Source organism: Caballeronia sp. (genome assembly GCF_028292365.1).
GTDB lineage: Bacteria > Pseudomonadota > Gammaproteobacteria > Burkholderiales > Burkholderiaceae > Caballeronia.
The window spans coordinates 1-14,005 of sequence record NZ_JAQGMM010000529.1; the positions used below are offsets into that span (position 1 = coordinate 1).

At 60.1% G+C, this 14,005-nt stretch carries 11 protein-coding genes; 6 read left to right on the top strand and 5 right to left on the bottom strand.

Features of this window, described 5'->3' with window-relative positions; all coding sequences use genetic code 11:
• Positions 1–88: 88 nt before the first annotated feature.
• Both ampD and JWR14_RS31150 read left to right on the top strand, forming a co-directional pair.
• Positions 89–673 (top strand): 1,6-anhydro-N-acetylmuramyl-L-alanine amidase AmpD, encoded by a 585-nt coding sequence (gene ampD, locus JWR14_RS31145; RefSeq protein ID WP_299717097.1) that lies wholly within the window; start codon positions 89–91, stop codon positions 671–673.
• 708 nt (positions 674–1,381) lie between these two features.
• Positions 1,382–4,393 carry a ribonucleoside-diphosphate reductase subunit alpha gene (locus JWR14_RS31150; RefSeq protein WP_299717098.1) on the top strand — a complete coding sequence of 1,004 codons (3,012 nt, stop codon included), beginning with the start codon at positions 1,382–1,384 and terminating at the stop codon, positions 4,391–4,393.
• A 386-nt stretch (positions 4,394–4,779) separates the two neighbouring features.
• On the opposite strand, the gene JWR14_RS31155 is transcribed toward JWR14_RS31150, so the two are convergent.
• The gene (locus JWR14_RS31155) at positions 4,780–6,177 is read right to left on the bottom strand and encodes an MFS transporter (protein WP_299717099.1); all 1,398 of its coding nucleotides are present in this window, start codon (positions 6,175–6,177) and stop codon (positions 4,780–4,782) included.
• Between the two features lie 136 nt (positions 6,178–6,313).
• Between JWR14_RS31155 and JWR14_RS31160 the strand changes: the two genes are divergently transcribed.
• The 4 genes from JWR14_RS31160 (at position 6,314) to JWR14_RS31175 (ending at position 9,843) form a co-directional block, all read left to right on the top strand.
• Positions 6,314–6,532 (top strand): DUF3820 family protein, encoded by a 219-nt coding sequence (locus tag JWR14_RS31160; RefSeq protein ID WP_299717100.1) that lies wholly within the window; start codon positions 6,314–6,316, stop codon positions 6,530–6,532.
• 769 nt (positions 6,533–7,301) lie between these two features.
• Entirely contained in the window at positions 7,302–8,597 is a 1,296-nt protein-coding gene (locus tag JWR14_RS31165) for a ribonucleotide-diphosphate reductase subunit beta (protein WP_299717101.1), read from the top strand.
• A gap of 190 nt (positions 8,598–8,787) precedes the next feature.
• A complete protein-coding gene (locus JWR14_RS31170) occupies positions 8,788–9,102 on the top strand; it encodes a hypothetical protein (RefSeq protein ID WP_299717102.1) in 315 nt (104 codons plus the stop codon).
• A gap of 30 nt (positions 9,103–9,132) precedes the next feature.
• A complete protein-coding gene (locus JWR14_RS31175) occupies positions 9,133–9,843 on the top strand; it encodes a histone H1-like repetitive region-containing protein (protein WP_299717105.1) in 711 nt (236 codons plus the stop codon).
• 299 nt (positions 9,844–10,142) lie between these two features.
• Here JWR14_RS31175 and JWR14_RS31180 read toward each other — a convergent pair whose 3' ends face one another.
• The 4 genes from JWR14_RS31180 to JWR14_RS31195 all read right to left on the bottom strand — a co-directional run bounded on the left by JWR14_RS31180 (position 10,143) and on the right by JWR14_RS31195 (position 13,994).
• Positions 10,143–10,619 (bottom strand): glycine zipper 2TM domain-containing protein, encoded by a 477-nt coding sequence (locus JWR14_RS31180; RefSeq protein WP_299717103.1) that lies wholly within the window; start codon positions 10,617–10,619, stop codon positions 10,143–10,145.
• A gap of 181 nt (positions 10,620–10,800) precedes the next feature.
• On the bottom strand, positions 10,801–11,736 hold the full coding sequence (locus JWR14_RS31185) for a carbohydrate kinase family protein (protein WP_299717104.1): 936 nt from the start codon (positions 11,734–11,736) through the stop codon (positions 10,801–10,803).
• A gap of 335 nt (positions 11,737–12,071) precedes the next feature.
• A complete protein-coding gene (gene tpx, locus JWR14_RS31190) occupies positions 12,072–12,572 on the bottom strand; it encodes a thiol peroxidase (RefSeq protein WP_089162418.1) in 501 nt (166 codons plus the stop codon).
• Between the two features lie 186 nt (positions 12,573–12,758).
• Positions 12,759–13,994 (bottom strand): DUF3426 domain-containing protein, encoded by a 1,236-nt coding sequence (locus JWR14_RS31195; RefSeq protein WP_299717106.1) that lies wholly within the window; start codon positions 13,992–13,994, stop codon positions 12,759–12,761.
• Positions 13,995–14,005 lie beyond the last annotated feature (11 nt).

Consider the following 14,005-nt stretch of genomic DNA (forward strand, 5'->3'; position numbering starts at 1 on the left):
GTGAAGCGATTGTCGCGGCCGGGCATCGCTTCTGTTGCTCCGATCACGCCCAGCGCTACGCCACTCATCCCACCGGCCGCGACGCTCGATGAGCGTGGCCGGTTTGATCGATGCCGACGGCTGGTACACGGCGGCTCTCCGGCTGCCGTCTCCGAATTTCGAAGCGCGTCCGGGGGGGATCGAGCCCACGCTCGTTGTGGTTCACAACATGAGCTTGCCGCCCGATGAATTCGGCGGCAGCGCCATCGCCGAGTTCTTCCAGAACCGTCTCGACCACGATGCTCATCCGTATTACGACCACTTGCGCGGCATGCGGGTCTCGTCGCACTTCGTGATTCATCGCGATGGCCGTATCGAGCAGTACGTGTCGTGCAACGAGCGCGCATGGCACGCGGGCGTGTCGAGCTTTCTCGGCCGCGAGCGATGCAACGACTTTTCGGTGGGTATCGAACTGGAAGGCAGTGATCGATGTGCGTTCGAGGACGGACAATACGTGTCGCTCAACGATGTAGTCCAGGCGCTCACCCGACGCTATCCGATCGAAGCGCTAGCCGGTCATTCGGACATCGCGCCGGGTCGTAAAACCGATCCCGGCCCGTACTTCGAGTGGTCGCGATTGCAACGCGATACACAACTTCCACCTCAGTACTTTCCCTATCTCGCTGACGTTTGATTCGCTGCTCGTTCACCCGTGATTGAGTGTGTTGCCGCGTGAGTCACTGAGCCGAGTGAGCCACTTTGACGCGCTGCGGCTAGCCATCGTTCGCTGGCTTGGCGCCAGCCGTGCCTGATCGCTTCCAACGGATCTGAGCTGCTTTCATTTTGCATTGCAGCGAGTTCGCGTGTGTTCCCAGCACCTTGGCGCGCTTTCCCTTATCCGACTTTGGCATTTCAAAAGTCAACCCTCTAAGGGCTATTCTTCAGCAAATAAAAGTTTTTGAGACTGTGCGGAATGCCACTATACTTGGTGCTCAGAGACGTAATTCGCACTATATGTTGTGTTGTCCAGGCGGCGCCCCGCTCGTAGAGCCGGCGCCGTATGCTTTCCCGGCCATAGAAGAAAACACCGGATAAGCAACTGATTTGTCGCGTAAAAAACGTCGGCATGCAGTTTGAAAGACCGAGGCAAACGGGCGTAGCAAGAGAGGTTGTCTTCGTCGGTTTGAAGCGTATCGGTCCATGGAAAAATCATCGGACTGAACGCAAGAACGGCACCGGCAATTTTCCCGGCCAAGCCATTTTCAATTTTCAATTTCATCGTCGTGCGTGGTTGGCAAAAGTAGTGAACAGCAACAAAGCAGCAACAGGCAACCACCACGCGCGGCACGCATCTCAACAATCCGCGGACGTTCCGCACTATCGAACACCTGGAGATTTGCACATGCAAACCACCGACAACGCCACGACTTCCTACGAGGGCGCCTCCGTGCGGCCAATCGGCGTACAGGGTCAGCCGAGCACCAGCGGACTTGCACCGGACGCCACCCTGGCCGACTACAAAGTCATCCGCCGCAACGGGACCGTGGTGTCGTTCGAGCCGTCGAAGATCTCCATCGCTGTGACGAAGGCTTTCCTGGCCGTGAACGGCGGTCAGGGCGCAGGCTCGGCGCGCGTGCGCGAGCTGGTCGAACAGCTGACGCAAAGCGTCATCCGGGCGCTGGTTCGCAGCCGTCCGAACGGCGGTACGTTTCATATCGAAGATATCCAGGATCAGGTCGAACTCGCGCTGATGCGCGGCGGCGAGCACAACGTGGCGCGCGCATACGTGCTGTATCGCGAGAAGCGCACGCAAGAGCGCGCGCATGCACCGGAAACGCGGGCGAACGCGCTGGGCATCAACGTGATCGACAACGGCGTGTCGCATCCGCTGGATCTGGACGCGTTGAAGGCGCGCATCAACGAAGCGTGCGTGAATCTCGGCAGCGAAGTGAACGCTGACCCGATCGTCGCGGAAACGGTGAAGAACCTGTACGACGGCGTGCCGATGGCGCAAGTCTATGACTCGGCCATTCTTGCCGCGCGCACCATGATCGAAAAGGACCCGGCGTATAGCCAGGTCACCGCGCGCATCTTGCTGCACACTATCCGTCGCGAAATCCTGGAAGAAGATGTCTCGCAAGGCGAAATGGCCACGCGCTACGCTGAATACTTCCCGCTGTTCATCAAGCAGGGTGTGGAAGCGGAACTGCTCGACGAAAAGCTCCAGCAGTACGACCTGAAGCGCCTGGGCGCCGCGCTCGACGCCGACCGCGATCTGCAATTCGGCTATCTCGGGCTGCAGACGCTGTATGACCGCTACTTCCTGCACAATGAAACCAAGCGCATCGAATTGCCGCAAGCGTTCTTCATGCGCGTTGCAATGGGCCTGGCGCTGAACGAAATCGACCGCGAAGCGCGGGCGATCGAGTTCTACAACGTGCTGTCGAGCTTCGACTTCATGTCGTCCACCCCCACGCTGTTCAACTCCGGCACGCGCCGTTCGCAATTGTCGTCGTGCTACCTGACGACGGTCGCCGACGACCTCGACGGCATCTACGAAGCGCTGAAGGAAAATGCGCTGCTGTCGAAGTTCGCAGGCGGCCTGGGCAACGACTGGACGCGCGTTCGTGCGCTCGGTTCGCACATCAAGGGCACGAACGGCAAGTCGCAAGGCGTGGTGCCGTTCCTGAAGGTCGTCAATGACACGGCTGTCGCGGTGAACCAGGGCGGCAAGCGCAAGGGCGCGGTCTGCGCGTACCTGGAAACGTGGCATCTGGATATCGAAGAATTCCTGGAACTGCGCAAGAACACGGGCGATGACCGTCGCCGCACGCACGACATGAACACGGCGAACTGGATTCCCGACCTGTTCATGAAGCGCGTTCACGAAAACGGCGACTGGACGCTGTTCTCGCCGGCAACCTGCCCGGACCTTCACGACCTGTTCGGCGCACCGTTCGAAAAAGCGTACGTGGCGTATGAAGAGAAGGCTGCGCGCGGCGAGATCAAGCTGTTCAAGAAGGTGCCGGCAGCGCAACTGTGGCGCAAGATGCTGGGCATGCTGTTCGAAACGGGTCACCCGTGGATCACGTTCAAGGATCCGTGCAACATCCGTTCGCCGCAGCAACACGTGGGTGTTGTCCACTCGTCGAACCTGTGCACGGAAATCACGCTGAACACCAGCGACACCGAAATCGCCGTCTGTAATCTCGGCTCGGTGAACCTCGTCGCGCACATGAAGAAGCAAGCTGACGGCACGCTGGCGCTCGATCACGAGAAACTGAAGCGCACCGTCAGCGTCGCCATGCGCATGCTCGACAACGTGATCGACATCAATTACTACGCCGTCGCCAAAGCGCGTAATTCGAACCTGAAGCATCGTCCGGTCGGCATGGGCATCATGGGCTTCCAGGACTGCCTGCACTTGCTGCGCACGCCCTATGCGTCGAAGGAAGCGGTCGAATTCGCCGATACGTCGATGGAAGCGGTCTGCTACTACGCTTACTACGCATCGACGGAACTGGCGCAAGAGCGCGGTCGTTACTCGAGCTATCGCGGCTCGCTGTGGGATCGCGGCATTCTCCCGCAGGATTCGCTGAAGCTTCTGGCCGAAGCCCGCGGCGGGTATGTGGAAGTGGACGACAGCGCGTCGATGGACTGGACCGAGCTGCGTTCGCGGATCGCCAACTACGGCATGCGCAACTCGAACTGCGTGGCGATCGCTCCGACCGCGACTATTTCGAACATCATCGGCGTGTCGGCGTGTATTGAGCCGACGTTCCAGAATTTGTACGTGAAGTCGAATCTGTCGGGTGAATTCACGGTCGTGAACGATTACCTGGTGCGTGACCTGAAGGAACGCGGCCTGTGGGACGAAGTGATGGTCTCGGACCTGAAGTACTTCGACGGCACGCTGTCGCGCATCGACCGGGTTCCGGCCGATCTGCGGGCAATCTACGCAACGGCGTTCGAACTCGATGCCACGTGGGTGGTGGAGGCTGCGTCGCGCCGTCAGAAGTGGATCGACCAGGCGCAATCGCTGAACATCTATATGGGTGGCGCGTCGGGCAAGAAGCTGGACGAGGTGTACAAGCTGGCGTGGCTGCGCGGTCTGAAGACCACGTACTACCTCCGCACGATGGCCGCCACGCACGTCGAGAAGTCGACGGTCGCTCACGGTCAACTGAACTCGGTGCCTTCGGGTAATTCGGGCAACGGCGAGGGTGGTGCTTCAGGCGCAAACGGCAACGGTTTTGGTTCGCAGGGTTCGCATGGGTCGTCCACAGGTGGTTTCAACGCCGCTGCGGTTGCGGCGCCGGCGATTGCCGCTGCGGCTGAAGCAGAGGCCGATGGTCCGGTCTGCATGATGCGTCCGGGCGACGCCGGCTTCGACGAGTGCGAGGCTTGCCAGTAAGCGGTAGTGGGCGAGAGACCGATGTAATCGGCCTCTCGCTAGTCAGATAGCGGTGAGATTGAAGGCCGGTGCGAAACGTTGGTTCTTTCCATGTCGGAAAGGGCAGGCGAATTCGGAACCGGCCTTTTCTATTTGTGCTCGCTGAACTCCGATCGCTTCAGCGTATGAGATCTGAGCCACGGTCCTGAAGCGGTTGCCCTTTCCCCAATCGTCTTGGCGGGCGGATTCGGACGGAGCCTTCTACATGTATGCTCGCCGAGTTCAGCAGCGTGGCAGCGTTTGAGACCCGACGCCGCCTTGGGGCTTTTCAACTACGGACCGGACCGGACCGAATGGTTCGTCACCGCCTTTGGCGAAGCGCCACACACCCGCGCCGCACACCCGCTTCACCCGCGCGTGCCCCTCGATATCTCATGCCCCGCGTCCCGTCCCAGCTTCGCGGTAATCGGAATCGAAAGGAACGAAAACAATCCAACGACCACAAACGCCGGCCAGAAATCTGACCAGACGATGTGCGGATGTCCCTGCAGCTCATGCGAAACCTGCAGCGCGATCCCGCCGATTGTCACGCCCAACCCCAGCGACACCTGCTGGATAAAACTCCCGAGACTCGTCGCGCGGCCCACGTCGCGGCTTTCGATCTCGGCATACGTCAGCGAATTGAGGCTCGTGAATTGCAACGCCGGGAAAAAACCGCCAAGCAGCACGACGGCCCAGATGATCCACGTCGGCGTCCCCGGATAGAACATGCCGCAGGCGGCGATCGCGATACCCGACAGCGCCGCGTTAACCATCAGCGTCTGCCGGAAGCCGTACCGGTGCAGCACGCGCGACGCGAGCGAGCGCATGAACATGCCGCCGAACGCGGACGCGCAGGTGATCGAGCCGGACTTGAACGCGCTCATGCCGAGGCCTTCCTGCATGGCGAGCGGGAGCAGGAACGGCACAGCGCCCAGGCCGATGCGAAACAGCGAGCCGCCCATCACGCTCGCCTGGAACGTCGGTACACGCAGGAAACGCAAATCGAGGAGCGGTATTTTTACGCGTCGCGAGTGCAGCAAATACACGATGAGAAAGGCCACACCGCCGAGCGTCATGCTTGTCGCGGTCAGATTGGAGACCAACTCGCCGCCGATCAGCGAGAGTCCGAGCAGGAACAATGTGCCGCCGCTTGCTGACAAAAAGAAACCGAACCAGTCGAGCCGTCCGGGATGCGGCTCGCGAGCGTTACCGATGTAACGGTTCGTCAGGTAGATGCCAAGGATGCCGATCGGGATGTTGATGAAGAAGATCAGGCGCCAGTGCAGATAGGTGGTGATGAAGCCGCCAAGCAGTGGCCCGACGGCGGGGCCGAGCATGGCGGGTAGCGAGAGGTAGTTCATCGCGCGGATGAACTCGGAGCGGCGTACCGAGCGGAAGATGATGATCCGCCCGACGGGCACCATCATTGCGCCGCCGACGCCCTGGACGAAACGCGCGAGCGTGAACGGGATCAGCGAGGTGGACGCGGCGCACAAGAGCGAGCCGGCGACGAAGATGCCGATAGCGAGGCGGAAGATCGTGCGCGCGCCGAAGCGGTCGGCGACCCAGCCGCAGATCGGGATGAAGACCCCGAGGCCGAGCACGTAACTGGTGACGGCGATCTTCAGCGTGACGGGATCGCGGCCGAATGCTTTGGCCATTTCGGGGATTGCGGTGACGATGACGTTGGCATCGACGCTTTCCATGAACATCGCACAGGCGACGATGAGAGGGGCAACGAAAGCTTTGATGGCTAGCGACATGGAGAACGGAAGGGGATCTCTTCGCGGCGGGAAGCTGGGATTATGGCATCGATATCATGACAGCGACATCGCGAAGTGCCGAGATGAGCGACGCGTAAGCGACACTCAGCGACGATAAAACCCAAGGAGAACGACGATGGACCCGGAAGATTTGCAGCGTCTCGTCACGCAGAAGATGCCTTATGGAAAGTACAAGGATCGCTTGATCGCGGACCTGCCCGGCCACTATCTTGCATGGTTTGCGCGTGAGGGTTTTCCTGCAGGACAACTCGGCCGGTTGCTCGCGTTGATGCACGAAATCGATCACAACAACTTGCGCGAATTGCTTACGCCACTGCGCGGCAAACACGGTTGAGAAGCCGTGTGCAAGCGGCTGCTGCCGGGTGATCCGGGTGCGCGTCCAGTGGTTTCGTAAGCGCATTTTCACGCTTGAAATCTGCTCTTGCATGACGTCGTCGCTTGCACTATAGGTAGTCGTCACAAGCGCAAAAGACCCAATATTTTGTGGTTTTGCCTTTGCGATGACGGCGTCGAGTGCTACACTTTCGACATGGAAACGAGACGCGCCGGCGACTCTTTTCCCGCAGCAAGACACGTGTAGTCGCGAGCTCGGTGCAACGGATTTTTTAGAGTCGGGAGCGCTCGAAAAGCAGGTTGAAGCGGATCGTCGAAGATCACGATCGGAAGTCTGGTTCAATCGGTTCGCACGAGTCGCGAAGGTGAGCGACTCGCGAGAGACTCGCCAGGTTTTTATCGAAGCAATCATGCAGTGCAAGCTGTTCGATCTCACGCTTCAGTTTCCACTTTAATTTCCACGCTCGACGACCACGCTGACTTCGCACGCAAGACCCAACGCAAGACCGCATGCAACACGATTCAAAGCAGAGCCGGACGATGCAGCGCTCCAAGCAAAAGCAACACTGAAAGAGCTTGAAGAAGCACCGAGCAAGCACTGCATCGAACACATTCAAAGAGACTTCGCATGAAGCTTCACGCAGTGAGCTCAACGCAAAGTGTTGTATGCAAGTAGCAGCGTCAACACTAAAACAGGATTTTTATGAGCAAGCTCTTTTATCGCTCATGGAAAGATGGTACAAACCGATCTAAATTGATGGTGATAATTTATGCTCAACTGGGATGACGAGACCACTGCCGTAACTCCCTCGAACGGTTCGCAACACAACACGTTGCGTAACCCGGCGGGCCAGGTTGCGGGTTTCAGCCAAGCAGTCAGCCAGGCATCGCGTGCTGCAGCTCCAGTCACTTCGCATGCAGCCACGCAAGCCGCTGGTCATGGCGTTCTTCAAACGGCTCATCAAACGTCAGCGGCACCGAATATTTTTGCGAGCGACTTCGTTGCTCCCGCAGCACCCAGCGCCAGCGACATCGCGGCGGCCAGTGCAAAGCGGGTGAATGTGGCGGACAAGCGCATCATCAACGGCAAGACCGACGTGAATCAGTTGGTGCCGTTCAAGTACAAGTGGGCGTGGGAAAAGTATCTGGCGGGTTGTGCAAACCACTGGATGCCGCAGGAAGTGAACATGTCGCGCGACATCGCGCTGTGGAAGGACCCGAACGGCCTCTCCGACGACGAACGCCGGATTGTGAAGCGCAACCTCGGTTTCTTCGTCACGGCCGACTCGCTCGCCGCCAACAACATCGTGCTCGGGACGTATCGCCACATCACAGCGCCCGAGTGCCGGCAGTTCCTGCTGCGTCAGGCGTTCGAGGAAGCGATTCACACGCACGCGTATCAGTACATTGTCGAGTCGCTGGGTCTGGACGAGAGCGAAATCTTCAACGCGTATCACGAGGTCGACTCGATCCGCGCGAAAGACGAGTTCCTGATTCCGTTCATCAACACGCTGACCGATCCGGCCTTCACGACCGGGACGCTTGAAGCGGACCAGAAATTGCTGAAGTCGTTGATCGTGTTTGCTTGCGTGATGGAAGGGCTCTTCTTCTACGTCGGCTTTACGCAGATCCTGGCGCTGGGTCGCCAGAACAAGATGACGGGCGCGGCGGAGCAGTATCAGTACATCCTGCGCGACGAGTCGATGCACTGCAACTTCGGCATCGACCTGATCAACCAGATCAAGCTGGAAGAGCCGCAACTATGGACGCCGGAATTTCGCGCGGAGATCCGCGAGATCTTCAAGGAAGCGGTCGAACTGGAATACCGGTACGCAGAAGACACGATGCCGCGCGGCGTGCTCGGTCTGAATGCCTCGATGTTCAAGAGTTATTTGCGGTTCATCTGTAACCGTCGTTGCCAGCAGATCGGCCTCGACCCGCTGTTCCCGAACGAAGAAAATCCGTTCCCGTGGATGAGCGAGATGATCGACTTGAAGAAGGAACGCAACTTCTTCGAGACGCGAGTGATCGAATATCAGACAGGCGGCGCGCTGACCTGGGAATAAGAGAGTCAGCGAATCAGCGTCAGCCGGCGGCAATGGACGCATTGCCGCCTGAATCAGATGCAGGAATCAAATGAAGACCGGGCGCCCGCAGAGGGCGCCGAGTAGACGGGATGAATGGCAAACCGGCGCCATTGCGTGCGATCACGATTGCGCGCGCGCCGGCCAACAGGTTTAGGAGAACGGTCGCCTGATGCAAAGTGCGCCTTGTGGCTTAACAGCCCAAAAAGATGACAGGCGTTTTGCGGACCCTTCAGTGGGACGGGCAAACTTCCCCCCGAAATATGCCGTCGGCAACGCCGACGGCCCGATCAAGCGATTGCCGGCACCTTCTTCTGGTGCTGACTTAATTTGGCGCGCGGTGCCTTGTGGCACCGCGCGCCTTGCCGTATTCATTAGCGTAAGCAGGCTCCATCAGCGTACGCCGATGAATAATCCGCTTCGCAGCGTGCGTCCTGAGAAGCCCACGCGGGAAGCGGGTTTTGACGAAGGGTGTTGTTTGAACTGACTCTCATCTTGAAACCTGAAGGAGAAAATGATGGCATTAGCCAAGAAATCCGTCGCAAAGAAAGCTGCAGCGAAACCGGCTGTTAAGAAAACGGCTGCCAAGAAGGCAACGGTAGCGAAGAAGGCACCGGCAGCCAAGAAAGTTGCAGTGAAGAAGGTTGCAGCCAAGAAAGTCGCAGTGAAGAAGGTCGCGGCGAAGAAGGTTGCAGCGAAGAAGGTTGCAGCCAAGAAAGCGCCTGCGAAGAAGGTTGCGGCCAAGAAGGTTGCCGTGAAGAAGGTTGCAGCCAAGAAGGCTCCTGCGAAGAAGGCAGCGGCTAAGAAGGTTGCCGCCAAGAAGGCGCCTGCGAAGAAGGCTGCAGCTAAAAAGGCGCCTGCCAAGAAGGCTGCGGCTAAAAAGGCCCCTGCCAAAAAGGCTGCCGCTAAAAAGGCCGCTGCTAAAAAGGCGCCTGCTAAGAAGGCACCTGCCAAAAAGGCGGCCGCCAAGAAGGCTGCGCCCGCCAAGAAGGCTGCCCCTGCTGCGAAGAAGGCTGCCGTAGCTGCTGCTCCGGCTGCGGCTCCTGCTGCAGCGCCCGCTCCGGTTGCTAAAAAGGCTCCGGCCAAGAAGGCTGCCGCTGCGAAGAAGACGGCTGCAGTAGCGCCGGCGACGGCAACGACACCTGCAGCGCCGGCCCCGGCTGCAACGGTCAAGACGGCGTTGAATCCGGCCGCTGCATGGCCGTTCCCGACGGGCAGCCGTCCGTAAGCGCAGGTAGTAACTGTACTTCGGCAGTGCTTCGACACACGCGATGTGTCTCGTGACCGTGTAGTGCTACATGGTCCAAACCCGCTCCCGGCGATAGCCGGCAGCGGGTTTTTTATTGGCTGTCAGATGTGGAGAGGGTGTGAAGCAGCAGCGGGGCTCTCAGCATCCACGCAGCAAACGCACACCGAAGGCACACCAGACTCACCGACGAAAAAAAGCGCATGTGCCCGAAGGCGCATGCGCTTTTCTGCTACCCCGGCATGACCGATTCTCAATCACGCCAGCACGTCCTTCATCCGCTAGTGCGTCACTCGCGTCACACCGCCGCTCGACAACAACCGGACGCGCTCACCGGCCTGGAATACTTCGCCGGTCGCGGTTTGCGTAATGGCGCGCATGTCGCCGTTATCCAGGCGCACGGTGATCTCCAGTCCGTTCTGGGTAGCAACGCCGTTCTCGACCGCATTGCCAGCCACCGCGCCCGCGATCCCGCCGACGATACCCGTCAGGATCGAGCCACGCCCGCCGCCGAGCGCGCTGCCTGCCACTGCACCCAGTGCGCCGCCGCCGATAGCACCAAGCCCGCTAGGCTGGCCGTTGTTCGTGCTGATCTTCACGCCGCGCACGCTGTCGACGGTACCCATGCGGACCGTCTCCTCGCGCTGGGCTTGCGACGCGGTGTACACATCGGGCGAACTGCTGTTATAGGCGCATCCCGTCAAGGCGACGGTACTAATCAGCGCTGCTGCCAGCGCCATACGACTTGTCATCTTCATTCTTCACTCCACTAAATTACGGCAGGCTGTTGCCCGGAAAAGCCAACAGCCTGCTACATCAGGTCATTGCTGAAGCGTCGCTCAAATCCGCTTCAATGACTCATTTCAATCCTGCTCATTTCAACCCTGCGCATTTCAAGCTTGCTCATTTCAACCTTCCGTACTGCACCGATCAAAACCGTTAGAGCGCCGAACCAAACGCCAGCCTGAAGCGCTCGCCGATCTCGGCGCGGGTGGGCGCATATGTCTGCGGTCCCTGATGTTCGATTTTCAGCGCACCCATCAGGCTGGCGAGACGGCCCGTTTTTGCCCAACCCAGCTTGTTCTCGATGCCGTACAGCAAACCGCCGCGGAACGCGTCGCCGCAACCCGTTGGGTCGACGACTTTCTGCGCCGTCACGGCCGGAATTTCTTCGATACCGTCAGCGTGCAAAATCTGCGCGCCGTGTTCGCCACGCGTGATCACGAGCGCTTGCACGCGGCTCAGCATTTCGTCGATCGACCAGCCTGTCTTGTTGCTCAGCAATTTCGCCTCGTAATCATTGACTGCCACGTAAGTGGCGAGTTCAATCATGCGACGAAGTTCCACACCTTCGAGAATCGGCAGGCCCTGGCCTGGATCGAAGACGAAGGGCACGCCCGCTGCCGCCAGTTCCTCGACGTGCTGGCGCATGCCGTCAGCCCCGTCCGGTGCAACGATACCCAGCGTGATGCCCTTGGTTTCGCCTGCGTGGTTCAGGTGCGAATCCATCATCGCGCCCGGGTGGAACGCGGTGATCTGGTTGTTGCCGAGATCGGTGGTGATGAAGCATTGCGCCGAGTGCTGATCCGGCAGGACGCGCACATATTCCCTCGACAAACCCAGTGCATCGAAACGATCGAGATAAAGCTGGGCATCGGCTTCGCCAAGGGTCGCCATGATCTTTGCGTCGCCGCCGAGCAGGTTCAGCGCGTAGGCAATGTTGCCCGCGCAGCCGCCGAAATTGCGCCGCATCGTGGGGACGAGGAAGCTGATGTTCAACTGATGCACCTGGTCCGGCAGGATGTGGTCGCCGAAGCGGCCCTGGAAAGTCATGATGTTGTCGTAGGCAAGCGAGCCGCAGATGAGCGTAGACACTGGCGAATTCCCTGAAAGTAAATTGATCGAATGGCGTCGATCGAATGGCGTCGATAAAAGTGCGTCGATAAAAGTGCGCGCAGGCTTGAGTTCCTGTGCACCGTGCATGCCTGCATGAAACGCTGCGCATTCGTCACGCGGCGGGTGTTCCACCCCGTCACGGATGCGCATTGCCGCTGACGGCCGTGGCAGGTTGAACCCGCCACGGCTGACTGAACAACTGTCTTGCTTCGGGTGTTTATCCGGCGCGGCGAGGGATGGATCCAGAGTGGAATCGAGATGCGGTTCGCCGCTCGGAGAATCGCAGGCCGTAATCGACCCGCGTTCTTCGATGCTTACTTCAACGCGGCCAGCGCTGCATCGTAGTTCGGCTCGTTCTTGATTTCCGGCACGAGTTCCGAGTACAGCACCTTGTCGTTTTCATCGATCACGACCACTGCGCGCGCCGTCAGACCCGTCAGCGGTCCGCTCGTGACATCGACGCCGTAGGCCTTCGCGAAGTCATGGCCGCGGAACGTCGATGCCGTCACCACGTTCTCGATGCCTTCCGTCGTGCAGAAGCGCGTTGCTGCGAAGGGCAGGTCGCCCGACACAACCACGACGACGGTGTTGTCGAGGCCGGCTGCGGCGACGTTGAACTTGCGCGTGGAGGTGGCACACGTCGGCGTGTCGAGGCTAGGCACGATGTTCAGGACCTTGCGCTTGCCGGCGAAGCTCGCCAGTGTCAGGTTGCCCAGATCCTTGCCGACCAGGGTGAAATCGACTGCTTTTGCACCGGCTGCCGGGAACGTGCCTGCCACGTCGATCGGGTTGCCGCCGAGGGTAACTTGGCTCATGTCTACTCCAGAAAGTGTCTGATGTTCAGGGAATATGCGCGTCGTTCGACCGGGGACGGACGAGCGACACGCGCGGAAAAAACGACTGGCTAATGATAGAAACGCGCGGAAAAACGCGTCGAAAGCGGTCAAGCGTAAAGGCGTGTAGCAGACGCGCATCGGCAGACCCGCGTCAGCCGGTGCCGATCAGGGATAAAAAATCTGCACACGATAATTCGCCGCGACCGCGTCGCCGGTATCGAGCCGGACGATCACCGGCTGCGTACTACGGGCGGCGAGGCCTGCGCCGATCACCGTGCCCGGACGCGCGTAGTCTCGCGGCCACAGGACACGCCTGATCGCGACGTTGTTCTTGTCGTCGAGGAGGGTGAGCTCCAGCGCCGGATAGGCGATCGCCACGTCGAAGCGATTGCGTAGCGAGAGTTTCAGTTCAAGCTTGTGCGATCCGTCCACCTGGCGCAGACCCGAGTTCTCGATCTGCAGGCCGTCAATATCCCGCGGCGGCGCGACCACGCAACCAATCTGCTGGCACGCTTGCGCGAAGAGCGGCTGCGAGGCGGGCCAGTAGACCATCACGGTCTCCCGTTGCCACCACGCGACCTGCGCGATCAGCGTGGCAAGCAGCACCAGCGCGATCAGAGAGCCGATGATCTTCCACACGATTCCCGAACGGGCCGGCGCGCGCGTTTCACGGATAACGGGGAACGGCTCGGAGGCGGGTTCGGACGATGCAGCCGCGCTGCCGAAGCTCGGCTCAACAGGGTCTGCTGCCCAAGGCGCAGCGGATGCGGCGCCGAGCGGGGCGGGTTCGGAGCGGATGGTGGTATCGACTGGGCGGCAGGGCGCGGGCGTTTCCGGCTCCGAAAGCGGGGTGTTCCGGCCGACGAACGGTTCGGTGCGCGACTCTGCGCGTGACTCCGCACGCGACTCATTGAGCGCTTCGTTTTCAGTGCGGCCAATAAACGGATCAGTGCGCGATTCCTTCAGCGGATCGCCTTCGTTACGACCCACGAAAGAATCGGTGCGCGGTTCGGTGCGAGCGGGGGTATCGGCGGGTGCTTGAGCTTGTGCGTCCGACTCGGCGCGATTGACCGCTTGCGATGGGGATTCGGTGCGGCCTTCCCCTTGAAAATCGCTTTCCGCGCTCGTCCGCGAAATCGCTTCAGCGGCCGCGAACCCCGGGATCGGTTCGGTGCGGTCAACCGGAGTGGGTTCTGTTTCGACCTGAGGGGCGAGGGCGGTCTTGGGGACGAACGGATGCAAAGGGATGCCCAGCGCGTCACGCTTGTCGCCGGAGACCTCCGCACTCGACTTCTCTGCCCACGGGCTTGCCGGATCTACGCCGTAGTTAGGCGCGGTTGCAGCCAACGCGGCCATGACGGTTTCGTCGCGGTCGAACTGGTAATGAGCTGCGTCGAAGATTTCCTGACAAT

Excerpts from the sequence above, each read along its gene's own strand:
- ampD (WP_299717097.1), top strand. The coding sequence starts at position 89 with ATGAGCGTGGCCGGTTTGATCGATGCCGACGGCTGGTACACGGCGGCT.
- JWR14_RS31150 (WP_299717098.1), top strand. The coding sequence starts at position 1,382 with ATGCAAACCACCGACAACGCCACGACTTCCTACGAGGGCGCCTCCGTG.
- JWR14_RS31155 (WP_299717099.1), bottom strand. The coding sequence starts at position 6,177 with ATGTCGCTAGCCATCAAAGCTTTCGTTGCCCCTCTCATCGTCGCCTGT.
- JWR14_RS31160 (WP_299717100.1), top strand. The coding sequence starts at position 6,314 with ATGGACCCGGAAGATTTGCAGCGTCTCGTCACGCAGAAGATGCCTTAT.
- JWR14_RS31165 (WP_299717101.1), top strand. The coding sequence starts at position 7,302 with ATGCTCAACTGGGATGACGAGACCACTGCCGTAACTCCCTCGAACGGT.
- JWR14_RS31170 (WP_299717102.1), top strand. The coding sequence starts at position 8,788 with ATGCAAAGTGCGCCTTGTGGCTTAACAGCCCAAAAAGATGACAGGCGT.
- JWR14_RS31175 (WP_299717105.1), top strand. The coding sequence starts at position 9,133 with ATGGCATTAGCCAAGAAATCCGTCGCAAAGAAAGCTGCAGCGAAACCG.
- JWR14_RS31180 (WP_299717103.1), bottom strand. The coding sequence starts at position 10,619 with ATGAAGATGACAAGTCGTATGGCGCTGGCAGCAGCGCTGATTAGTACC.
- tpx (WP_089162418.1), bottom strand. The coding sequence starts at position 12,572 with ATGAGCCAAGTTACCCTCGGCGGCAACCCGATCGACGTGGCAGGCACG.